The organism is Pseudomonas sp. UTLPPB19802 (assembly GCF_059730225.1).
Genome location: NZ_AP048545.1, coordinates 1,234,144 through 1,255,794, shown reverse-complemented (window position 1 = coordinate 1,255,794; position 21,651 = coordinate 1,234,144). Strand labels below are relative to the sequence as shown.

The 21,651-nt window shown below is 65.4% G+C and carries 19 protein-coding genes; 7 read left to right on the top strand and 12 right to left on the bottom strand.

Annotation, left to right across the window (positions count from 1 at the left end):
• Positions 1 to 3: 3 nt before the first annotated feature.
• The 11 genes from mdcE to pilG all read right to left on the bottom strand — a co-directional run bounded on the left by mdcE (position 4) and on the right by pilG (position 14,839).
• Positions 4 to 807: a biotin-independent malonate decarboxylase subunit gamma gene (gene mdcE / locus AC6I6U_RS05655; RefSeq protein WP_497881051.1), complete on the bottom strand. Its 804-nt coding sequence runs from the start codon at positions 805 to 807 to the stop codon at positions 4 to 6.
• A complete protein-coding gene (locus tag AC6I6U_RS05650) occupies positions 804 to 1,655 on the bottom strand; it encodes a biotin-independent malonate decarboxylase subunit beta (RefSeq protein ID WP_497881050.1) in 852 nt (283 codons plus the stop codon). The genes mdcE and AC6I6U_RS05650 overlap by 4 nt, the downstream gene beginning before the upstream one ends.
• Entirely contained in the window at positions 1,648 to 1,947 is a 300-nt protein-coding gene (locus tag AC6I6U_RS05645) for a malonate decarboxylase subunit delta (RefSeq protein WP_497881049.1), read from the bottom strand. The genes AC6I6U_RS05650 and AC6I6U_RS05645 overlap by 8 nt, the downstream gene beginning before the upstream one ends.
• Positions 1,947 to 3,029, bottom strand: a complete 1,083-nt coding sequence (locus tag AC6I6U_RS05640; protein WP_497881048.1) for a triphosphoribosyl-dephospho-CoA synthase — start codon at positions 3,027 to 3,029, stop codon at positions 1,947 to 1,949. The genes AC6I6U_RS05645 and AC6I6U_RS05640 overlap by 1 nt, the downstream gene beginning before the upstream one ends.
• Positions 3,030 to 4,706, bottom strand: a complete 1,677-nt coding sequence (gene mdcA, locus AC6I6U_RS05635; RefSeq protein ID WP_497881047.1) for a malonate decarboxylase subunit alpha — start codon at positions 4,704 to 4,706, stop codon at positions 3,030 to 3,032.
• 282 nt (positions 4,707 to 4,988) lie between these two features.
• Entirely contained in the window at positions 4,989 to 5,444 is a 456-nt protein-coding gene (locus AC6I6U_RS05630; protein ID WP_497881046.1) for a chemotaxis protein CheW, read from the bottom strand.
• Complete coding sequence (locus AC6I6U_RS05625) at positions 5,437 to 11,346, bottom strand: Hpt domain-containing protein (RefSeq protein WP_497881045.1); 5,910 nt, start codon at positions 11,344 to 11,346, stop codon at positions 5,437 to 5,439. The genes AC6I6U_RS05630 and AC6I6U_RS05625 overlap by 8 nt, the downstream gene beginning before the upstream one ends.
• A 7-nt stretch (positions 11,347 to 11,353) precedes the next feature.
• Positions 11,354 to 13,411: a methyl-accepting chemotaxis protein gene (locus AC6I6U_RS05620; protein WP_497881044.1), complete on the bottom strand. Its 2,058-nt coding sequence runs from the start codon at positions 13,409 to 13,411 to the stop codon at positions 11,354 to 11,356.
• Positions 13,412 to 13,465: 54 nt separating this feature from the next.
• Positions 13,466 to 14,008 carry a chemotaxis protein CheW gene (locus AC6I6U_RS05615; protein ID WP_497881043.1) on the bottom strand — a complete coding sequence of 181 codons (543 nt, stop codon included), beginning with the start codon at positions 14,006 to 14,008 and terminating at the stop codon, positions 13,466 to 13,468.
• 12 nt (positions 14,009 to 14,020) lie between these two features.
• A complete protein-coding gene (gene pilH, locus AC6I6U_RS05610; RefSeq protein ID WP_497881042.1) occupies positions 14,021 to 14,386 on the bottom strand; it encodes a twitching motility response regulator PilH in 366 nt (121 codons plus the stop codon).
• Positions 14,387 to 14,431: 45 nt separating this feature from the next.
• Entirely contained in the window at positions 14,432 to 14,839 is a 408-nt protein-coding gene (gene pilG / locus AC6I6U_RS05605; RefSeq protein ID WP_497881041.1) for a twitching motility response regulator PilG, read from the bottom strand.
• Positions 14,840 to 15,075: 236 nt separating this feature from the next.
• On the opposite strand from pilG, the gene gshB reads away from it, so the two are divergent.
• From gshB to AC6I6U_RS05570, 7 genes are all read left to right on the top strand, one after another.
• Positions 15,076 to 16,029 carry a glutathione synthase gene (gshB, locus tag AC6I6U_RS05600; RefSeq protein ID WP_497881040.1) on the top strand — a complete coding sequence of 318 codons (954 nt, stop codon included), beginning with the start codon at positions 15,076 to 15,078 and terminating at the stop codon, positions 16,027 to 16,029.
• Positions 16,030 to 16,106: 77 nt separating this feature from the next.
• A complete protein-coding gene (locus AC6I6U_RS05595; protein WP_497881039.1) occupies positions 16,107 to 17,006 on the top strand; it encodes an energy transducer TonB in 900 nt (299 codons plus the stop codon).
• A 48-nt stretch (positions 17,007 to 17,054) separates the two neighbouring features.
• Positions 17,055 to 17,624 (top strand): YqgE/AlgH family protein, encoded by a 570-nt coding sequence (locus AC6I6U_RS05590; protein WP_497881038.1) that lies wholly within the window; start codon positions 17,055 to 17,057, stop codon positions 17,622 to 17,624.
• Complete coding sequence (ruvX, locus tag AC6I6U_RS05585) at positions 17,624 to 18,064, top strand: Holliday junction resolvase RuvX (RefSeq protein WP_186686661.1); 441 nt, start codon at positions 17,624 to 17,626, stop codon at positions 18,062 to 18,064. The genes AC6I6U_RS05590 and ruvX overlap by 1 nt, the downstream gene beginning before the upstream one ends.
• A gap of 69 nt (positions 18,065 to 18,133) precedes the next feature.
• The gene (gene pyrR / locus AC6I6U_RS05580; protein ID WP_497881037.1) at positions 18,134 to 18,649 is read left to right on the top strand and encodes a bifunctional pyr operon transcriptional regulator/uracil phosphoribosyltransferase PyrR; all 516 of its coding nucleotides are present in this window, start codon (positions 18,134 to 18,136) and stop codon (positions 18,647 to 18,649) included.
• 15 nt (positions 18,650 to 18,664) lie between these two features.
• On the top strand, positions 18,665 to 19,669 hold the full coding sequence (locus AC6I6U_RS05575) for an aspartate carbamoyltransferase catalytic subunit (protein WP_497881036.1): 1,005 nt from the start codon (positions 18,665 to 18,667) through the stop codon (positions 19,667 to 19,669).
• Entirely contained in the window at positions 19,666 to 20,937 is a 1,272-nt protein-coding gene (locus AC6I6U_RS05570) for a dihydroorotase (protein WP_497881035.1), read from the top strand. Before AC6I6U_RS05575 ends, AC6I6U_RS05570 begins: the two co-directional genes overlap by 4 nt.
• A 210-nt stretch (positions 20,938 to 21,147) precedes the next feature.
• Here the strand turns inward: AC6I6U_RS05570 and AC6I6U_RS05565 are convergent, their stop codons facing one another.
• Positions 21,148 to 21,567: a TM2 domain-containing protein gene (locus AC6I6U_RS05565; protein WP_497881034.1), complete on the bottom strand. Its 420-nt coding sequence runs from the start codon at positions 21,565 to 21,567 to the stop codon at positions 21,148 to 21,150.
• Positions 21,568 to 21,651 lie beyond the last annotated feature (84 nt).

The following is a 21,651-nucleotide window of genomic DNA, read 5'->3' as shown; positions in this document are numbered from 1 at the left end:
CGCTCACCATTGCTCGCGCAACAGCTGCCGGACCCGGCTCGACGCCGCCCGGTTGCTCGCGCCCAGGCGCCCGCTCAGGTCCGTGCCGCGATGCGCCACGTCGCTGATAGCGGCGCCAAGGCAGTCCTGCACACGGGCCAGGTCCTCGGCCGTGGGCTGTTCGATCCGCTCCACATCGAGGGTATTCCAGAGCAGCCCCAGGCTGGCATAACTGTCGATGTCATAGGCCATCGGCGGCACGCTGGCCGCCAGGGCCTCCAACTCCTCGACACTGCGCAGGGTCACCCGCGCCGCCGAGGCCTTGCCCATGGCATGCACCATCACGCCCGGATCACGCAGGGCGACCAGCCGATTGGCCTGGTAGCCGTGGGCGAGAAACGCCCCGGACATCGCCTTGCCCACCAGCAGCGCAATCACCGCATGCCCCGCCAGCCGGGCGCGGGCGTAGCTGTCGGCGGCCGCTGCGAGAGCCAGATGGATCCCCAGGGCTTCTTCACGGCGTCCGTAAGCCTGGCTCGGTACATCGACAATGGCGATCAACGCGCGCTTTTGCCCGCTGGCGCCGTCGGCCTCGATCACCTCGTCCACTGCCCTGGCCAGGCTCCAGCCTTCCAGCAGGCCCACCTCGCCGTTGCGGGCGCGGACAAAACGGTTGGCCTCATCCGGCACCACCGCCAACAGACGTACCGGCTGGGCGCCCAGCACGGTATCGGCGACTTTCAGGGAAGCCGGCAGGCCGGCTACCCCGGCAACGCCACCGGCCAACGCCTGGAACCAGTGCAAACCGCGCAAAGAATGAGTACTCATGGGCGATCTCCTTGGAAAAGACGGCGTACCGTGGCCGGCTCTATCTGTGGCGTGGCATCCAGTTCGGCCAGCCGCTGCAGGTACCAATCAACTCGGCGACTGCGCTGCGTTTCGGGCAGGCCGGCCTCCAGCAAGGCCGCGACCTGCTGGCGGATCGAGGCCGCGTCATCACTCACATAACGATCCACCAGGCCGCTGGCGAAGCGTTGCTCGCCGCCGGTCAGGCTCCAGATGAAGGGCCGGTCGCGAGAGTCATATTCCTCCACGCCCGCCTCCTGCTCGATCACCTGCGGACCATTGAGGCCCAGCCGGGCCTCCTGGGTCACCACCAGGTAACTGCACAGCGCCGCGGCAATCGACATGCCGCCAAAGCAACCGACGCTGCCGGCCACCACGCCGATCACCGGCTGATAGCGCCGCAGGTCGACAATCGCTGCATGAATGTCGGCAATGGCCGCCAACCCCAGGTTGGCCTCCTGCAAGCGCACACCGCCGGTTTCCAGCAGCAGCACGGCGCGGGTCGGAATGCCCTGGCGGTTATCCTCGGCGGCCAGTTCCAGGGCGCCAGCGATCTTCGCGCCGCCGACCTCGCCGACGCTGCCACCCTGGAAGGCGCCCTCAATGGCCGCGATCACCACGGGCAAGCCGTCAATGCTGCCCTTGGCGATCACCACGCCGTCATCGGCCTGGGGCACCACGCCCTGACGCTCAAGCCAGGGCGACATGAGCCGGGCAAAGGGGTCGAGCAATTCGCGGAAACTGCCACTGTCGAGCAGCGCCCTCGCCCGCTGGCGGGCGCCGAGTTCGACGAAACTGTGCTTGTTCAACAGGCGTTCGCTGTCAGTCATGGCCGATCTCCTCGAAACCTTGCTCCAGGCGCAAGCGGACCACGCCGGGCGTGGCGCCGAAGTCATGGATCTCGATGGCCAGCGCTGGTGGCTGGCGGCCATCGAACAGCCGCTCGAACAAGTGTTGCCAGCGGGCGGCGCTGCCATTGACCGAGGTCGTCACCTGGATCGACAGGGTGCCGGGGCGACCGGGTTCGAGCAGCACTTCCAGGTCGCCGGAACCGACGCAACCCACCAGGGCACGACCCTTGGGCGGCTGCCCGGCGGGGAATTCAAAGGACAAGGTTTCCATCACAAGGCTTCCTGTTCGAGGCGATCGATCAGCAGGCAGGCCGCGAGCAGGTCCGCCGCGCCCCCTGGTGATGCATTCATCGCCAAAAGCTGTTGATCCAGTTCATGCAGGCAGCGCCTCCCGGCCAGGCTGGCACTGCCGCCGGCCTCCAGCACGGCACGGGCGCCCTGCTGCATCGCTTGCAGGCCAGGCATGCCGGCGCGATAGAGCACGCAGGTGTCGGCCAGGCCGGTCATGATCGCGAGCAAGGCATCCAGTCGGGCGTTCTGTTCGCCGTGACCGGCCAGGCGGCTGCGCCTGAGTTGCGGCAGGCCCAGTAGGGTCACTGCCGGAAAGCCCAGCTGGGCTTCCTCCCGGGCGCCCCGTGCGCCATAGCGCTCGGCGACCTGGCGACCATGGCTGCGACTGACGGGCGCGTGACGGTCTTCGAGCAAGGCCAGACGTGCCGCCCTGACGGTCAGTGTCCCGGCCTTGACGGCCCCCGGCTCCAGCGCCGCGGCGGCCACCAGCAGGCCGAGGGCCCAGATCGCCCCGCGATGGGTATTCACGCCGCCGGTGGTCTGCAACATCGCCTGCTCGCCGTCACGACCGATGCGGCCCAGCGCCTCGCGCAACGAGAGAGTGATTGCAGTTCTCGGATATGACGAAGTGGCTTGCGCTGCCGCGCCGCCCTCTTGTGGCGAGCGGGCTTGCCCGCGTTCGGCGGCGAAGCCGCCGTAAACCCAGACAGCCCGGTCTGTCTGATACCCCGCGTTATCCGGTTTCAGGGGCGCTTCGCACCCCGGCGCGGGCAAGCCCGCTCGCCACACTATGCCCTCTCGGCACAGCCTCTGCTTGTGCCAGGGGTCAGCTTCCTGGCTGGCCATGGCCGCATCGGCCATCTCCTTGAACATCGGCCACAACGACAATGCCGAGGCGTGCATGAGGCCCAGGTGCAGGTCGCTGTGCGCGCCGCTGCCACGCCGGTCGACCAGCGCCGGTTTGGGCGACAGGTCGGCTTCGTCGATCAGTGCTTCCACCGCGAAATCCGCCAGGCGCTCGGACAATGAAAGAGGTTGGGGCTGCAGGTTGAAGGCGTGCATTTACCAGCTCCTGAATCGTGCAGGCGGGTTGTAGAGACCACCCGACCACTCCACCAGGTCGGCCACGCTCTTGGCCGCCAGCAGTTCGCGACTGGCGTCGGTGCGACGGATACCCAGATCCTCGGGCAAGGCGATCAGCCCTTCGCGGCGCAGCCGCGCGGTGTCAGCGGGCTTGTGCCGCAGGCCGATGACGGTGACCCCGGCCACCGCGGCGATCATCGCCTGGCGCTCCTCCAGGGAGCGGGCCTTGTACAGGTAGGCGATACCCTCCTCGGTCAGCAGGTGGGTGACGTCGTCGCCATAGATCATGATCGGCGCCAGCGGCATGCCGCTTTTGCGCGCCACCTCCACCGCATCGAGGGTTTCGACGAAGGTCGGCTTGCCGCCCTCCTGGAACGTCTCGACCATCTGCACCACCAGCTTCTTGCCGCGTTCGAGCAGGGCTTCGGGTGCATCGCCACGGTCCAGGCGCATATCGAGCCACGCCGGCGTGCCGTGCCGCCGGCCACGGGGATCATGGCCCATGTTCGGCGCCCCGCCAAAGCCGGCCAGGCGGCCACGGGTCACGGTGGATGAATGACCATCGCCATCGACCTGCAGGGTCGCGCCAATGAACAGGTCCACCGCATACTGCCCGGCCAACTGGCAGACCATACGGTTCGAACGCAACGAGCCGTCGCGCCCGGTGAAGAACACGTCCGGTCGGGCAGCGATGTAGTTCTCCATGCCCAGTTCGGTACCGAAGCAATGCACGCTCTCGACCCAGCCGCTTTCGATCGCCGGGATCAGGGTCGGGTGCGGATTGAGCGTCCAGTTGCGGCAGATCTTGCCCTTCAGGCCCAGGGACTCGCCATAGGTTGGCAGGATCAGCTCGATGGCGGCAGTGTTGAAACCGATCCCATGGTTAAGGGACTGGACGTTGTGTTTCTCGTAGATCCCGCGGATCGCCATCATCGCCATCAGCACATGCACCGGCTTGATGTGCCGTGGATCGCGGGTGAACAGTGGCTCGATGTAGAACGGCCGGTCGGCCACCACCACGAAATCGACCCAGGAGGCGGGAATGTCCACGCGGGGCAGTTCGCTGACGTCGTCGACCAACTGGTTGACCTGGACGATCACGATGCCGTCGCTGAAGGCCGCCGGCTCGATCAGCGCCGGGGTGTCTTCGGTACTGGGGCCGGTGTAGATATTGCCGGCGCGGTCGGCCATGAAGCCGGCGCTGAGCACCACGTTGGGAATCAGGTCCACCACCAGCCGTGCATAGAGTTCGATATAGGTGTGGATCGCACCGATCTCCAGCAGGCCGTCTTCCAGCAACTGGCTGATGCGTAGGCTCTGGGTGCCGGCGAAGGAGAAGTCCAGCTTGCGGGCGATGCCACGCTCGAACAGGTCCAGGTGCTCGGCCCGGCCGACACTGGGCATGATCATGTGCAAGTCGTGGAGGCGGCCCGGATCGACCTGGGCCAGGGAGCGGGAAAGGAAGTCGGCCTGCTTCTGGTTGTTGCCCTCCAGCACCACCCGGTCGCCGGGCATGATCAGGGCTTGCAGGGCAGCAACGATCTTGTCGGTCGGCAACACCACGCCATCGGCAAGGGCTCGCACCTGCTCAAGGCGACGCTGCTTCTCGGCACGGCGTCGCGTCCAGCGCGAGTCGGGGGAATTGGGGGTTGTCATGCTCACTCCACGGGTTCGCTGTCGTGGGCTAGACAGTAGGAGTGATTGGACAGGGCATCAATCAAGCTCGGCGCCTGATCGTTACGCCAAAGTTAATGATTTGATGCGGTGGCGGGGAGCCGTGTCGTCGTCACGGGGAACGGGCAGGTGTCATCGGAATAGCAGGTCCGGCCCTTTCGCGGGCAAGCCCGGCTCCTACAGAGTATCTTCGCGATATGCCGGCCCCCCGCCTGTAGGAGCCGGGCTTGCCCGCGAAAGGGCCATCAGCCACAACGCAAAACGTCAGGCCAACCCCGACTCCAGCACCAACTGCTCCAACCTCGGCAGATCCGGGATCTTCGCCACCAGCTCGCCAACCTGCACCGCGGCCTTCTCCAGGCGGCAAAGCGGCACGTCGACGAAGCTCAACTGGCTGTCGAGCTTGTACGAACGTGGAATGCCTTGGATCACCAGGGCGATGAAACGCAGCTCCGGCCGACCGCCGAGGGTGTTGAGCACCACGATCCGGGCCCTCTCGCCCACGGCGATCGCCCCGCCACAGGCCGCTTCGAAGCTGATCAGCGGCAAGTGGCGGTCGCGCCAGGTCACCTGGCGCAGGTACCACGGTGGTGCATCGCTGGCCGGTTCACCTCGCTGGAAATCGATCAGTTCGGCCACCGCCACGTTCGGCAGCAACAGGTAGCGATCAGCCAGCGGCAGCATCAGGCCGGTCAGGCTGCTGGTACTGTGTTCATGCATGGGCAGGGCTCCACTGGGCGATGCTTTCCAGCAGCACCGACTCCTGGTACGGCTTGCCCAAGTAGTCGTTGACGCCAATGGCCATGGCCCGGTCGCGGTGTTTCTGGCCGGTGCGGGAGGTGATCATGATGATTGGCAGGTCCTTCAGGCGTGCATCGTTGCGCACGCGGGTCGCGACTTCGAAGCCGTCCATGCGCGGCATCTCGATATCCAGCAGCATCAGGTCCGGGGTGTGTTCCTGCAGCAAGGCCATGGCGTCGACGCCATCCTTCGCGGTGATCACGTTCATGCCATTGCGTTCCAGCAACCGGCTGGTGACCTTGCGCACGGTGACCGAGTCGTCCACCACCAGCACCAGCCGCGATCGCAGCGGCGTGAAGTCCCCCGCCAGGTCGCTCAGTGCCCGCGGCACCGGCACCCAGGCCTGGGACGTGCGGACATGCGCCAGCAGGTCGAGAATCAGCACCACCCGGCCATCGCCAAGGATCGTCGCCCCTGACAGGCCCGAGACCCCGGCAAACTGCGGCCCGAGGCTTTTCACCACGATCTCGCGGGTACCGGCCAGGCTGTCGACCTGCAGGGCCACCCGCTGCTCGTTGCAATGCACCAGCAGCACCGGCAGCGGCTGGCTGAGGCCAAGCAGCTTGGGCTTGCTGACGGTTTTCAGCAGCTCGCCCAGGTAACGCAATTCGTAGGTCTGCCCGGCGTACTCGTAGCGCGGCGGATTGACCTGGTAATACCCCTCGAGCTCGTTGGGCAGCACCCGCACCAGGCCTTCGACGGTATTGAGCGGCACTGCATACTGCTCATCGCCGCACTGGACCATCAGCGCGCGGTTCACCGAGACGCTGAACGGCAGGCGAATCTGAAAGTGCACGCCCTGGCCCTTGATCGAGTCGATGGTCATGGTCCCGCCCAACTGCCGAACCTCCTCGTGGACCACGTCCATGCCGACGCCGCGCCCGGAAATCTGGGTGATGCGCTCGGCGGTGGAAAAGCCCGGCTGGAGGATGAATTGCAGCACATCGCGGTCGCTGATCAGCGTGTCTTCCTCGATCATCCCGCGCTTGATCGCCTTGCGCCGCACGGCCTCGAGCGGGACGCCAGCCCCGTCGTCATGGATATCGAAAACGATGTCGCCGCCTTCGTGGGACAGGTCCAGGGTGATCCGTCCCTGCTCCGGCTTGCCGGCGGCACGCCGTGCCTCGGTACTTTCCAGGCCATGGTCGACGGCGTTGCGCAGCATGTGCTCCAACGGCGCAACCATGCGTTCGAGGACATTGCGGTCGACCTCGGCCTCGGCGTTGCCGACGATGAACTCGACGTCCTTGTCCAGCTCCGCCGCGACCTGCCGTACCACCCGCTTCAGCCGGGGCACCATGCGCTCGAATGGCACCATGCGGGTACGCATCAGGCCTTCCTGCAACTCGGTGTTGACCCGTGCCTGCTGCAACAGCAGATTCTCGGCGTCCTGGTTGCGGCCGGCCAGGGTCTCCTTGAGATCCAGCAGGTCGGACGCCGACTCGAACAACGCCCGCGACAGTTGCTGCAGTTGCGAGTGGCGGTCCATCTCCAGCGGGTCGAACTCCTCGTAGCCCAGGCGCTCGGCTTCTACCTGCTGGCGGCTGAGAATCCGCCCCTGGGTCTCGGTGTCGAGCCGGCGCAGCTGGTCGCGCATTCGCTCGATGGTGGTTTCCATTTCGTTGAGTGCGACCTTGGCGTCATTCACCTGCTGCTCGATGCGTCCACGAAAGATCGAGGTCTCGCCCGCCAGGTTGACCAGGTCTTCGAGTACATCGGCGGAAACCTTGATCATGTCCTGGGGCGGGCGTTCGGCCTCCGGCTCGCTCTTGAGCGATGTCGGTGCCGGCGGTTCAGCGACTGCTGGCGGTTCGATCGGCGGCTGCCGGCCGAATGCCTGGATCTCGGCGATCAGCGCGTCGGCCGATGGCACCGGCTGCTCGGCCCGTACGGCATCGAGCATTTGCGCCAGGCGGTCATGACCGCCCTGCAACAGGTCGAACAGCGCCTCGCCAGGCTGCAGCAACATGGTCGACACGCCTTCATAGAGGAACTCCAGCTCGTGGGCCAGATCGCCGATCGGCGCAACCTCGACCATCCGTGCGCCACCCTTGAGGGTGTGCAGGTCGCGCAGCAGGTTTTCCACCTCCTGGCGGCTCGACGGTTCGGCACGCCAGCGCTGCAGCGCCGCGCCGGAACTTTCGATGATGTCGAAGCCTTCCTCGAGAAAGGCTTCAAGCAGTTCCGGATCACCAGCAGGCGCAGGCGGCTCCAGCGGTTCCGGTCCCTGAGGCTCGGCGCCCTGCTGGCGGAACGTTCGCAGGCTGTCGATCAAGAGCGCCGGATCGCTCAGCGGCCGCTGGTCCTGCAGTTGCTCCAGCATGATGGCCAACTGGTCGTGGCTCGTTTGCAGCAGTTGCGCCAATGGCGGCGAGTGGCTGAAGCGCCGGTCCAACAGACCTTCGTAAAGGTTCTCCAGCTCATGGGCCAAGTCGCCGACCGGGCCGATCTCGGCCATCCGTGCCCCACCCTTGAGGGTGTGCAGGTCCCGTTGCAGGGACAGCAGCGACGCCGCGTTGTCCGGCTCATCCAGCCAGCGCTGCAAGGCTTGCCCGGCGCTGTCGAGGATATCCGTCGCCTCCTCGAGGAAGATCGCCACGATCTCGTCGTCCAGGTCGACGCTTTCCTCGACCTGTGCCACTGCGGCAGTGGCCGCGCCCAGTTCACTGATGCTCAGGGCATGGCCGCCATCGGTCCTGATCAAGCCGGTGGCGGACGGGTCGAGCGCTTCGTCGAGCAGCTCGCGCAAGGCATGGACCCGGGCCGGCTGCGGGTTGATCGCCTGGCCGGCGGCCAGTTCGTCGAGCATGTTGATCAGCGCTTCGTGGGCCTGCTGCGCCTCATGGAAAAACCGTTCGCTGACCGCCAGGCTGCTTTCCTCGACGGCACCGTAGATATCCAGCAAGGCTTCGCACAACTCGTCCACCGGCTCCAGGTCGGCGAGATGCGCGCCCTGGCCGAGGGTGGTCAATTCGTCCAGCAGGTCGTTCAGTTCCTGGCGTTCGCCGGGGTGTTGCTGCCAGCGCTGCAGCAGGCTCTCGGCATCCAGCAGGATGTCCATGCCCTGGGCCAGGAAGCTGCTGATCAATTGCGGGTCACGGCGCGTGCGCTGGGCGCTGCCGGGCCCGCTCAGCAAGGCTTCGAGCCGCGCGGACAATAATGTCTCGGCGCGATGGATCAGTCGTGGTGCCCCCTCGATGCTGATCTGCGGATCGCTCGCCAGTTGCTTGAGCCCCTGGCGAAACAGGCCTTCGGCTTCGAACAGCAGCTCGACCTCGTCCAGGTCCAGCGCCAATTGATGGGCCTTGAACTCGCGCACCAGGTAATAGAGCGGCGCGGCCAATTCGGCCATCGGCAGGACACCGGCCATGTAGGCGCTACCCTTGAGGGTGTGCAGGGCGCGTTGCAGTTCGTCGCTGACCTGCAGCGGCAAGTGCTCGGCAGCCTGTTCGAGGAAATGGTTGAGGCTGTCGAGGTGGGACTCGGCCTCGTTGCGGAAGATCTCCAGCAACTGCCGGTCAAGCTCTTCCACGCCGTCGGCGGTCTCGTCGCCCTGCTCGCCACCGGCGCTGGCCAGGGCATGGGCGCGGGCGGCCAGTTGGTCGACATCGTCGCGCTGGCGCTGGGCATCGGCGGCGAACTCGTCGACCAGTTCCGGAAGCAGGTGCAGGACCTCATCGATCAGGGGAGGCACCTCGGCCCCGGGCTCCAGGCTGCGTTCCAACACCCGGTTGAGCAGGTTTTCCATGGCCCAGGCCAGTTCGGCCAGCACCAGCGCGCGGACCATCCGACCACTGCCCTTGAGGGTGTGAAAGGCCCGGCGCAGCTCGCCCAGGGCCGATTTGCCTTCCAGGTCGGCGAGCCAGCGCGGCAGGTAGTCACGCAGGGCGTCGAGGACTTCTGCGGCTTCCTCGAGGAACACTTCGCGCAGTTCGTCATCGACCGGCGCCTCGTCCGACGGTGGCGGCAGCAGGCTGCGGGGCACCTGCCGCGCCGGCGGGTTGAGTTCCGAGACCGGATTGGCCAGCACATCGGCCAGGGACTGCACCACGTGGGGATCATCCAGTTCCTGCAGGTCCCGCATGACCAGCGCTTCGGTAGGGCTCAGCATCTCTTCGAGCAGCGGCACCTCCAGCTCCACTGGCGTACAGCCCAGCGCATCGAGGCTTTGCTCGACCTTGTCCAATACCGCCTCCCCCAGGGCCTCGTGATCTTCCGCCAGGCGTTCGAGGTAGTACTCGATGCCGCTCAGTGCATCGGCGAGACGGTCGAGCTGCTGCCAGGACGGCGAGGCCGGCTCGTCGATCAGGTGTTCGCGGATGTAGTGGTTACAGGTCTCCAGCAGGCTCGCCGCACGCGCCAGGGGAATCATCGACAGGGCACCACGCACCTGCGTCAACAGGTCGGGCAGCGGTGCCAGGCGCTCGCGATCCCAGTCGGCGTCGATATAGTCGACGATCAGGTCCTTGGCCTGTTGCAGGCAGAGCAATGCTTCGCGGATCACGATCTGGTGGATCAGGGTCAGGTCGGTGGTCGGCAGCCGGCTGTCTTCACGGCCTTGCGGCTCGACCGTACCGACCATCCCGGCCAGCGTCGCCTCGACATAGAGCAAGGCGCCCGCCACATCCATCAGTACCGCGTCATTGGGTTCCCGCAGGCCCTGGACCAGGCCCTGAATCACCGCCAACTGGTCGATGATCACCTTGCGCGGCTGGCCGAAACCCAGCACCGCCAGGGTATCGGCGATCTGCCGCAGCGGTGCCAGCAGACTGGCCAGGTCGTCGGTGTGCTGGCGGTCGCTGCGCACGAACAGGTCCAGCCGCTCCTTGACCCGCACCAGTTCCTCGCAGAGCGCCGACACCACCGAACGCATGGCGTCGCGGTCGGGACCGGCCAGGCGCGCCCGCTCCTCGTCGACCACGCGGGCATCCGGCAAGGCCTCGTCCAGGTCGTAGCGGGCCTTGAGCACGAGCATCTGCGCGGTGGGCTGCTCCGCCTTGGCGATGTAGAACAGCAGGCTCTTGAGCAATTCTTCCGGCGCCGCCTGGTTGACGCCCTCGATTCCCTGTTCGAGCAGGCGCTTGAGTTCCTTGTCGGCATCCTTGAGCAGGCTGCGCAGCGCCGGGCTGTTGCTGATCGCACCGGCGAGCATGCCTTCGACCAATGCCGAGCCGACCTGCCAGAGTGGTGCCAGCGGCGCCCCCTGGCACAGGCTTTCGAGACGGCTGAAGACCTTGGCCATGTAGCCCAGGTTGGTGGCGTCATCCTGCTCGCGCAACAAGCCGACCAGGGCGGTCTGCAGCATCTGCCGCCACTTGCGCAGCAGCCCCGGCAACTCCGATGGCGTCAACTGCGCCAAGGCCTCGCCATCGAGCGGCGGCAATTCCAGCAGGGCCGGGCTGAACAGGCTGGTTTCCGAGAGCAGGCTTTCGCCACGGGCACTGCGCAGATCGTTGAGCAGCGGCAGCACCACCAGCGGCAGGTCGCGCCGGGCGCTGTGCACGCGGTCCAGGTACAGCGGCAACTGGGTGAATGCCTGGTGCAGCAGGCTGACGGCTTCGCCCGGCTCGCTGACCCGGCCCTGCTGCATGGCCAGCACCAACTGTTCCATTTCCTCGGCCAACAGCGCCGCGCCGTAGAACTCGACCATCTGCAGGCTGCCATGCACCTGGTGAATGCAGGCCAGGCATTCGGCAATGTCCTGGCCGGCGTGCTCCGGCTCGTCGAGGCCGTCGAGGGCCTGGCGGGCCTGCTTCAGGGTGTCGGCGATCTCGCCCTTGACCCACTCCAGGGCCACGTAGTCATGCTGCTGGTCGCTCATGCTCGCACTACCGGGTTTCCCGCGCGTCTTGCGCCTGGGGCAAGGTGAAGCCGGAGACCGAACGCCGCAGTTGGCTGGCCATTTTCGCCAGGTTGCCAATGCTTTCGGCGGTAGCGGTCGAACCGGATGAAGTCTGGGTGGTGATCTGCTGGATCACGTTCATGGTCAGCGAGATCTGCCCGGCCGACGAGGTTTGCTGCTGGGCGGCATTGAAGATGCTCTGGATCAGTGCCGCCAGGGTTTTCGACACGCCCTCGATTTCCTCCAGGGCCACCCCGGCGTCCTGGGCCAGGCGCGCACCGCGCACCACTTCGGTGGTGGTCTGTTCCATGGAGATCACCGCTTCGTTGGTGTCGGTCTGGATCGCCCGCACCAGCGTCTCGATCTGTCGGGTCGCGGCGGACGAGCGTTCCGCCAGGCGTTGGACCTCATCGGCGACCACCGCGAAACCGCGCCCGGCGTCACCGGCCATGGAAGCCTGGATCGCCGCGTTGAGGGCGAGGATGTTGGTCTGTTCGGCAATGTCGTCGATCAGGCTGACGATATCGCCGATCTCCTGGGAAGACTCACCAAGACGTTTGATCCGCTTGGCGGTGTCCTGGATCTGCTCGCGGATGTTGTCCATGCCATGGATGGTGTTGTGCACCACCTCGTTGCCCTTGTTGGCGATATCCACCGAACGCTCGGCCACCGCCGAGGATTCGGCGGCATTGGCCGACACCTGGTCGATGGACTGGGCCATGTCGCTGATCGCCGCCGACGCCTCGCTGATCTGCTGGGCCTGATGCTCCGAGGCCTCGGCCAGTTGCATCGCGGTGGCCTGGGTTTCCTGGACCGCGGCGGCGACCTTGCCGGCCGTGAGGTTGATGGTCGCGACCAGGTCGCGCAACTGGTCCACCGAATAGTTGATCGAGTCGGCAATGGTACCGGTGAAATCCTCTGTCACCGAGGCGGTCACGGTCAGGTCGCCGTCGGCCAGGTCCTCGATTTCATCCAGCAGGCGCATGATCGCATGCTGGTTGCGCTCGTTCTTTTGCGCGGTCTCGTGCAACTGGCGGTTGGTCTCGCGAACCATCACCAGGCCGATCAGGATGATCGAGGCCAGCGCCAGCAGACCGAGGACATAACCACCGATAGTGTCGAGGGAGCGCCCGCCGGCCAGGTTCTCGAAACCGTTGGCCAGGTGCGAGGCTTCGTCCAGCAGGGTCTGCGACAGGCTGAAGATGCTGCTGGCGGACTCGCGGACCTGGAACAGTTCCGGCGAGGTTTCGAGGATCTCGTCGACGGAGCCGGAGACGAATTCGAAGAGTTCGGCAATTTCGCCGAGACGGGCCCGGGCGTCCTTGTCCTCGACCTGGGAAATCTTCAGCGCGGCATTGCCCTGCAGCATGCCATTGAGTACCTGGCCGAAACGCGCGGCGTCGCGACCGAAGGCATCGGCGGCCTGGGACGAGGTTTCGTCGCCTGCCAGCACAGTGTTCACCGCGCCGAGAATGCGCTCGGCGAGCAATGACTGGCGCTGGGCCATGACCACCTGGGCCGCCGGCGCACCCCGCTGCAGGAGAATCTCCACGACCTTCTCGTATTCCACCTGCAATTGCGGCACCGTTTCAGCCAGGGTCGCCGCCACCTGGTGCAGGGACAGTACGGTCTGTTCGCTGGCGAGGATCGCGTCGGTATTTTTCAGCAGGTTTTCCCAGTCCAGCTGCACCGCATGCATTTCGTTATGCACCGCCAGCGGCGCGGCGGGCAAGCCGGTGGAGGGGTCGCCTTTCTTCAGGTAGCCCCAGCGTTGGGCGAAATCGTTGCGCGCGTCACTGAGCAGCTTGAATGCCGCGGCCTTGCCGGAAGCGGCTTCGGTGGCGTTCTTGGCGATACGCTGGGACAGCACGCGCAACTCGCCAGCGTGGCTGATGTACTGCTTGTCGTAGGTGGACTGGGTGTTGAGGTACGCGAAGTTGGCGAACAACAACATGATGAACACGATCAGCGCGATGAACAGCACGATGATCTGCGAACGACTGCGCGAGGCCTGTTCGGGGTTACCGGTTTTGCCTTTGATCATCTCAGGCCCCTGCCTGTACTACTGTGGAAGCAGGCCCTGCACGAGCCGGACACATTATTGAACCGCGACATCAAGAAACCCCGGTGCCTGCGCCAGGCTGAACGGGCTGAACACCCACCAGTCGCGCCCGCGCCTGAAACAGCCCTGCACAAAGGGCGCGACCACCCGCTCCGGGCGCTCGACCGAATACATCTGCCGGCTGCCCTGGGGAAAATGCTGCATGCCCGCCACTTCGTCCACCAGCAGGCCGACGAAGACATCCTTGTACTCCAGCACCAGCACCCGCCGCTGCTTGCGCACTGCCGACAACTCATGACCGAAGAAACCGCACAGGTCCATGATCGGCAGCAGCCGCCCGCGCAGGTTGGCCACCCCCTTGACCCAGGCCTTCACCCCCGGCAACAGGGTGTAGCGCGGCTCATGCAGCACCTCGGCCACTTCGCCCATGGGCGCCACGTACCACTGCTCGCCAAGCCGGAAACCGATGCCGCTCCAGGTATCCTGGCGGGTTTCCTGGGACGGCAGGTCCGCCGCCAGCGCACGGCAGCGCTGGTCGATCTCCAGCAACAGCTGGAAGGCGGTCGGCGAATCGGCCATGGGCGCCGGCCGTCAGCCAGCCAGGACGTTGTTCAGGGTCTTGAGCAGGGTTTCCTCGTCGACCGGCTTGGTCAGGTAGTCCCTTGCGCCCTGGCGCGTGCCCCAGACCTTGTCGGTCTCCTGGTCCTTGGTGGTGATGATGATCACCGGGATCGCCGCGGTTTGCGGGTCCTTGGTCAGTTGCCGGGTCGCCTGGAAGCCGTTGAGGCCGGGCATGACGATATCCATCAGCACCGCATCGGGCTTCTCCTGGCGCGCCAGGGCCACGCCATCGGCACCGTTCTCGGCCTTGAGGACTTCATGACCGTGCTTTTCCAGCATGCCGGTCAGTTTGTACATTTCAGTCGGCGAATCATCGACGATCAGGATGCGTGCCATGGTGTTCCCCATTTCTTATAAAGCAGGCAGCCCGGCGGCCGCCCGTCAAAGTACTTGTTCTGTTGCCGTGAACCCCGGGACATGCGCCCTGATCGCCTCCAGCAACTCGTCCTTGCTGAACGGCTTGGTCAAAAACTGATCAGAGCCGACGATACGCCCCTTGGCCTTGTCGAACAGGCTGTCCTTGGAGGACAGCATGATCACCGGCGTCGACTTGAACGCACTGTTGTTCTTGATCAGGGCGCAGGTCTGGTAGCCATCCAGGCGCGGCATCATGATGTCGACGAAGATGATGCCCGGGTGGTGATCGGCTATCTTGGCCAGCGCTTCGAAACCGTCGACGGCCGTAATGACTTCGCAGCCGACATGCTTGAGCAGCGTTTCGGCGGTACGGCGAATCGTCTTGGAGTCATCGATGACCATGACTTTCAAGGCTGTGGAATGCTGTTCCATATCTGCTCTACCATCGCCACAGCGACGCGTTTTCCAGGGATGCCCGGTTTCCGGGCGCGAAACCCTTGATGCGCAAGGATTTCGTACAGGCTGCGAACCTTTTTAGCACAGTCTCCCTACGCAATCCATGCGCGGCTCCTGCCCGAGCTTTTCCTTGACCGCAAACATCCGCAGCGCCACTCTGACGCCACTTTTCAAGTCATCACGGCCTTCACGGCCTACAGAGGATATAGCCCATGAGCGTTCGTCTCGGCATTGTCATGGACCCCATTGCGAGCATTTCCTACAAGAAGGACAGCTCGCTGGCCATGCTGCTGGCCGCCCAGGAGCGCGGTTGGACCCTGTTCTACATGGAACAGCAGGACCTTTACCAGGACGCCGGCGTGGCCCGGGCACGGATGAAACCGCTGAAAGTGTTCGCCAATCCCGAGCACTGGTTCGAACTGGAGGCGGAAACCGACACGGCCCTGAGCGACCTGGACGTGATCCTGATGCGCAAGGACCCGCCGTTCGACATGGAGTTCGTCTACTCCACCTACCTGCTGGAGCAAGCTGAACGGGCCGGCGTACTGGTGGTGAACAAGCCCCAGAGCCTGCGCGACTGCAACGAAAAACTGTTCGCCACCCAATTCCCGCAATGCACGCCACCGACCGTGGTCAGTCGCCGCGCCGACGTATTGCGTGAATTCGCTGCCAAGCACGGCGATGTGATCCTCAAGCCGCTGGACGGCATGGGCGGCACGTCGATCTTCCGTCACCGGGTCGGTGACCCGAACCTGTCGGTGATCCTCGAGACGCTGACCGCCCTGGGCAACCAGCAGATCATGGCCCAGGCCTACCTGCCGGCGATCAAGGACGGCGACAAGCGCATCCTGATGGTCGACGGCGAGCCGGTCCCTTATTGCCTGGCACGCATCCCGGCCAGCGGTGAAACCCGTGGCAACCTGGCCGCCGGTGGCCGTGGCGAAGCCCGACCGCTGACGGAACGCGACCGCTGGATCGCCGCCCAGGTTGGACCGACCTTGCGGGAAAAGGGCCTGTTGTTTGTGGGTCTTGATGTGATCGGCGAGCACCTGACGGAAATCAACGTCACCAGCCCGACCTGCATCCGCGAGATCGACAACGCCTTCGGCACCCACATCGGCGGCCTGCTGATGGATGCCATCGAGCAGAAGCTCAAGAGCCGTTGATGTAGAACAGCCGAGATGAAACCAACATTGCGCTATGATGCATCGCCTCTGAAACGCGTGATGTTGGTTTTCTGGTCATGACTCTCCCCGCCGATCTGCCTCCCGAACTCTACCGCACCGGCGTGCGCCCGGCCGATCGGCTCGGCTTTACCCTGTTTCTCGCCGCGCTGATCCACCTGGCCCTGCTGCTCGGGGTGGGGTTCAGTTTCGTCGAGCCCAAGCAGGTCAGCAGGACCCTGGAAATCACCCTGGCCACCTTCAAGAGCGAGACCAGGCCGGCCAAGGCCGATTTCCTCGCCCAGGAAAACCAGCAAGGCAGCGGCACCCTGGATAAAAAGGCGATCCCGACCACCACCGAGGTCGCGCCGTTCCAGGACAACAGCGTCAACAAGGTCGCCACGCCACCGCCGGCCAAGCCACAAGTCACCGAAGCGACGCCCAAGGCGGCAGTCGCCACCGTCGCGCCAAAACCGAAGAAAACCGTTACCCGCCACGAAGAGCCCAAGCCGCAAGAGCTGCCCAGGGCCGAAACCCCGACCTTCGACAGCTCGCAGTTGTCCAGCGACATCGCCAGCCTGGAGGCGGAACTGGCCAAGGAACGCCAGCTGTATGCCAAGAGGCCGCGCATCCACCGCCTGAGCGCGGCCTCGACCATGCGCGACAAGGGCGCCTGGTACAAGGACGAGTGGCGCAAGAAGGTCGAACGCATCGGCAACCTCAACTACCCCGACGAAGCCCGCCGCCAGCAGATCTACGGCAGCCTGCGGCTGATGGTGTCGATCAACCGCGACGGTTCGCTGTACGAGGTGCTGGTGCTCGAATCGTCCGGCCAGCCGCTGCTGGACCAGGCCGCGCAACGCATCGTTCGGCTGGCGGCGCCGTTCGCGCCCTTCACTGGCGACCTGTCGGACATCGATCGCCTGGAGATCATCCGCACCTGGCGTTTCGCCCGGGGTGACCGCCTGTCCAGCAATTGAGCGCCATCCGGCTTGTCAGTTCGCCCGCCCACCGCCACACTAGGGTTCATGAAAAACCTCACCCCGACGTACCTCAAGCATCACTTCCTGATCGCCATGCCGCATATGGCCGACCCGAACTTTGCGCAGACGCTGACCTACATCGTCGAGCACAGCGCAAACGGTGCCATGGGACTGGTCATCAACCGCCCGCAATCGCTGAACCTGGCCGATATCCTCGAACAACTGCGCCCTGATATCGATCCACCAGGGCTGTGCCAGCATATTCCGATCTATTCCGGCGGCCCGGTGCAGACCGATCGCGGTTTCGTCCTGCACCCCATCGGCAAGACTTACCAGGCTACCGTCGAACTCGAAGGCCTGGCGCTGTCGACCTCCCAGGACGTGCTGTTCGCCATCGCCGATGGCGTCGGCCCCGAGCGCAGCCTGATCACCCTCGGCTACGCCGGCTGGGAAGCCGGGCAACTGGAAGCCGAACTGGCCGACAACGCCTGGCTGACCTGCCCGTTCTCCCCGGAAATCCTGTTCAACACCGAGAGCGAAGACCGCCTGGCCGCCGCGGCCGCGCGCCTGGGCGTGAACCTCAGCCTGCTCACCAGCCAGGCGGGCCACGCCTGATGGCCAACATTCGTCTGCTGCTGGGGTTCGACTACGGCACCCGGCAGATCGGCGTTGCCGTCGGCCAGATGGTCACCGGCCAGGCCCGCGAGCTGTGCACGCTCAAGGCACAGAATGGCGTGCCCGACTGGAACCAGGTCGAAGCCCTGATCAAGGAGTGGAAACCCGACGCGGTGGTGGTCGGCCTGCCCCTGAACATGGACGGCACCCCCAGCGAGATGTGCGCCCGCGCGGAGAAATTCGCCCGCCGGCTGAATGGCCGCTACAACGTGCCGTTCTTTACCCAGGACGAACGCCTGACCACTTTCGAGGCCAAGGGCGAACGCATGGCCAAGGGTGGGCAGAAAGGCAGCTACCGCGATAATCCGGTGGATGCCATCGCCGCCAAGCTGCTGCTGCAAAGCTGGATCGAAGAAAACCCCGTATCCCCCGAATCCTGACGGCGCCGCGCGTCGTACCGTCTCAGCCCCCGCCGCGCCTGCCGGCCGAGGGCCCCTGAAGGAGCCACCATGAGCCTGCCCAATCCCGCCGAACTGATCGACCAGATGGCCACCCGCCTCAAGGCCAATCTGCAGCAGCGAGCCATCGACACGCCACGCTACATCGGCATCCGCACCGGTGGTGTGTGGGTCGCCCAGGCACTGCTCAAGGCCCTGGACAGCGACGCGCCGCTGGGTACCCTGGACGTTTCCTTCTACCGCGACGACTTCAGCCAGAACGGCCTGCACCCACAGGTGCGCCCTTCGGAGCTGCCGTTCGAGATCGAAGGCCAGCACCTGGTGCTGATCGACGACGTACTGATGAGCGGCCGGACCATCCGCGCGGCCCTCAACGAGCTGTTCGACTACGGCCGGCCGGCCAGCGTGACCCTGGTCTGCCTGCTGGACCTGGATGCCGCCGAGTTGCCGATCCGCCCGAATGTGGTGGGCGCAACCCTGTCCCTGGCCCCCACGGAACGGGTAAAATTGTCCGGACCCGCACCGCTCCAGCTTGAACTTCAAGACCTGGCCCTTCAAGCACCTTAAAAAGAGTCCCCTGCGATGACGCCTCCAGACGCCAAGCGCCCCCTGCAGCTCAATGATCAGGGCCAGCTGCGCCATTTTCTGTCGCTCGACGGCCTGCCCCGCGAGCTGCTGACCGAAATCCTCGACACCGCCGACTCGTTCCTCGAAGTCGGCGCCCGGGCGGTGAAGAAAGTCCCGCTGCTGCGCGGCAAGACCGTGTGCAACGTGTTCTTCGAGAACTCCACCCGGACCCGCACCACCTTTGAACTGGCGGCCCAGCGGCTGTCGGCCGACGTGATCTCGCTGAACGTGTCGACTTCGTCGGCGAGCAAGGGCGAAACCCTGCTCGACACCCTGCGCAACCTGGAAGCCATGGCCGCCGACATGTTCGTCGTCCGCCACGGCGACTCCGGTGCCGCACACTTCATCGCCGAGCATGTCTGCCCGCAGGTGGCGATCATCAACGGCGGCGACGGTCGCCATGCCCACCCGACCCAGGGCATGCTCGACATGCTGACCATCCGTCGACACAAGGGCGGCTTCGAAAACCTTTCGGTGGCGATCGTCGGCGACATCCTGCACTCGCGGGTCGCCCGTTCGAACATGCTGGCGCTGAAAACCCTCGGCTGCCCGGATATCCGCGTGATCGCACCGAAGACCCTGCTGCCGATCGGTATCGAGCAGTACGGGGTGAAGGTCTACACCGACATGGCCGAAGGCCTGAAGGATGTCGACGTGGTGATCATGCTGCGCCTGCAGCGCGAGCGCATGACCGGTGGCCTGCTGCCCAGCGAGGGCGAGTTCTACCGCCTGTTCGGCCTGACCACCACGCGCCTGGCCGGCGCCAAGCCGGATGCCATCGTCATGCACCCGGGCCCGATCAACCGCGGCGTGGAGATCGAATCGGCGGTGGCCGACGGCCCGCGCTCGGTCATCCTCAACCAGGTTACCTACGGCATCGCCGTACGCATGGCCGTGCTGTCCATGGCCATGAGCGGGCAGACTGCCCAGCGCCAATTCGAGCAGGAGAACGCCCAGTGAAGCTCAGCATTATTGGCGCCCGCGTCATCGACCCGAGCAGCGGCCTGGACCAGGTCAGCGACCTGCACCTGGAAGCCGGCAAGATCGTCGCCATCGGCGCCGCCCCGGCAGGCTTCGGCCCGGCCGCGACCATTGATGCCAAGGGTCTGGTCGCCGCACCAGGGCTGGTCGACCTGAACGTCGCCCTGCGTGAGCCGGGCTACAGCCGCAAGGGCAGCATCGCCAGCGAAACCCGCGCCGCCGCAGCGGGCGGTGTCACCAGCCTGTGCTGTCCGCCCCGGACCAAGCCGGTACTGGACACTTCGGCGGTCGCCGAGCTGATCCTCGACCGCGCCCGTGAGGCCGGCAATACCAAGGTGTTCCCGATCGGCGCCCTGAGCAAGGGTCTGGAAGGCGAGCAACTGGCGGAGCTGGTGGCCCTGCGCGATGCCGGCTGCGTGGCGTTCGGCAACGGCCTGGACAGTTTCCGCAACACCCGCACCCTGTGCCGGGCGCTGGAATATGCGGCCACCTTCGACCTGACAGTGGTGTTCCACTCCCAGGACCACGACCTGGCCGAAGGCGGCCTGGCCCACGAAGGCGCGACCGCCAGTTTCCTCGGCCTGCCGGGGATTCCGGAAACGGCGGAAACCGTGGCCCTGGCCCGCGACCTGCTGCTGGTCGAGCAGACCGGCGTACGCGCGCACTTCAGCCAACTGACCAGCGCCCGCGGCGTGGCCCTGATCGCCCAGGCCCAAGCCAAGGGCCTGCGGGTCACCGCCGACGTCGCGCTGTACCAGTTGATCCTGACCGACGAAGCGCTGATCGACTTCTCCAGCCTGTACCACGTGCAACCGCCGCTGCGCACCCGCGCCGATCGCGACGGCCTGCGCGAGGCGGTGAAGTCCGGGGTGGTCAGCGCCATCTCCAGCCATCACCAGCCCCACGAGCGTGACGCCAAGCTGGCACCGTTCGGCGCGACCGAACCGGGTATCAGCAGCGTTGAACTGCTGCTGCCGCTGGCATTGACCCTGGTTGAAGACGGCCTGCTCGACCTGCCAACCCTGCTCGCCCGCCTGGGCGCCGGCCCGGCCGACGCCCTGCGCCTGCCAGCGGGCAAGCTGGCGGTGGGTGGCGCGGCGGATCTGGTGCTGTTCGATCCGGGCACCTCCACCGTCGCTGGCGAACAGTGGCTGTCGCGCGGCGAAAACTGCCCGTTCATCGGCCATGCGTTGCCGGGGACGGTGCGCTACACGCTGATGGACGGGCGGATTACCCACCAGGCGTAAACCGCGGCGCGCCCATAATGCTGTGCTGAACGGGCTTGTGTGGCGAGCGGGCTTGCCCGCGCTGGGGGGGCAAAGCCCCCCCCTAAACCAGACAATACCAATCCTGCAGGCAAACCGGGTAAGCAGGTTTTACGGCCGCCCTGCAGCCGAACGCGGCGGTGCGGCGTCCCGACAAGCCCGCTCGCCACAGGGTAGTCTGCCACCCCACAATCAACCCCGCCCGCTGTTCCTCAGCGAAACCTGGTCATTCAGCGTCCAGAAGTCATACAGCACCCCCAGCCCCAGCAGCCCGCCAGTCACCAGATAGAGCAAGCCAGTGATCCACTTGCCCTGATACATCCGGTGCACACCGAATATGCCGAGGAAGGTCAGCAATAGCCACGCGACGGTGTAGTCCAACGGACCGGGGGTAAATCGCAAGTCAGCTTCGCGATCCATGCCCGGGATCAGGAATACGTCAATCAGCCAGCCGATCCCCAGCAAGCCCAAGGTAAAAAACCAGATCGTTCCGGTCACCGGCTTGCCGTAATAGAAGCGGTGGGAACCGGTGAAGCCGAAGATCCACAGCAAGTACCCGAGGAAGATGTTGTGGGTGTTGGCGGGTGTACCATCCTGCCGATAGGTGTTCATAAATGCCCTCTCCGCGCCCGATAGATAAATTTTTCGTCTTTTTTTGTGACTTTTTTACTGTCTCAAAACATGTAACAGAGTCTT

Bases quoted from the DNA above. Each gene is read 5' to 3' on its own strand.
- mdcE (WP_497881051.1), bottom strand. From the start codon at position 807: ATGAGTACTCATTCTTTGCGCGGTTTGCACTGGTTCCAGGCGTTGGCC.
- AC6I6U_RS05650 (WP_497881050.1), bottom strand. From the start codon at position 1,655: ATGACTGACAGCGAACGCCTGTTGAACAAGCACAGTTTCGTCGAACTC.
- AC6I6U_RS05645 (WP_497881049.1), bottom strand. From the start codon at position 1,947: ATGGAAACCTTGTCCTTTGAATTCCCCGCCGGGCAGCCGCCCAAGGGT.
- AC6I6U_RS05640 (WP_497881048.1), bottom strand. From the start codon at position 3,029: ATGCACGCCTTCAACCTGCAGCCCCAACCTCTTTCATTGTCCGAGCGC.
- mdcA (WP_497881047.1), bottom strand. From the start codon at position 4,706: ATGACAACCCCCAATTCCCCCGACTCGCGCTGGACGCGACGCCGTGCC.
- AC6I6U_RS05630 (WP_497881046.1), bottom strand. From the start codon at position 5,444: ATGCATGAACACAGTACCAGCAGCCTGACCGGCCTGATGCTGCCGCTG.
- AC6I6U_RS05625 (WP_497881045.1), bottom strand. From the start codon at position 11,346: ATGAGCGACCAGCAGCATGACTACGTGGCCCTGGAGTGGGTCAAGGGC.
- AC6I6U_RS05620 (WP_497881044.1), bottom strand. From the start codon at position 13,411: ATGATCAAAGGCAAAACCGGTAACCCCGAACAGGCCTCGCGCAGTCGT.
- AC6I6U_RS05615 (WP_497881043.1), bottom strand. From the start codon at position 14,008: ATGGCCGATTCGCCGACCGCCTTCCAGCTGTTGCTGGAGATCGACCAG.
- pilH (WP_497881042.1), bottom strand. From the start codon at position 14,386: ATGGCACGCATCCTGATCGTCGATGATTCGCCGACTGAAATGTACAAA.
- pilG (WP_497881041.1), bottom strand. From the start codon at position 14,839: ATGGAACAGCATTCCACAGCCTTGAAAGTCATGGTCATCGATGACTCC.
- gshB (WP_497881040.1), top strand. From the start codon at position 15,076: ATGAGCGTTCGTCTCGGCATTGTCATGGACCCCATTGCGAGCATTTCC.
- AC6I6U_RS05595 (WP_497881039.1), top strand. From the start codon at position 16,107: ATGACTCTCCCCGCCGATCTGCCTCCCGAACTCTACCGCACCGGCGTG.
- AC6I6U_RS05590 (WP_497881038.1), top strand. From the start codon at position 17,055: ATGAAAAACCTCACCCCGACGTACCTCAAGCATCACTTCCTGATCGCC.
- ruvX (WP_186686661.1), top strand. From the start codon at position 17,624: ATGGCCAACATTCGTCTGCTGCTGGGGTTCGACTACGGCACCCGGCAG.
- pyrR (WP_497881037.1), top strand. From the start codon at position 18,134: ATGAGCCTGCCCAATCCCGCCGAACTGATCGACCAGATGGCCACCCGC.
- AC6I6U_RS05575 (WP_497881036.1), top strand. From the start codon at position 18,665: ATGACGCCTCCAGACGCCAAGCGCCCCCTGCAGCTCAATGATCAGGGC.
- AC6I6U_RS05565 (WP_497881034.1), bottom strand. From the start codon at position 21,567: ATGAACACCTATCGGCAGGATGGTACACCCGCCAACACCCACAACATC.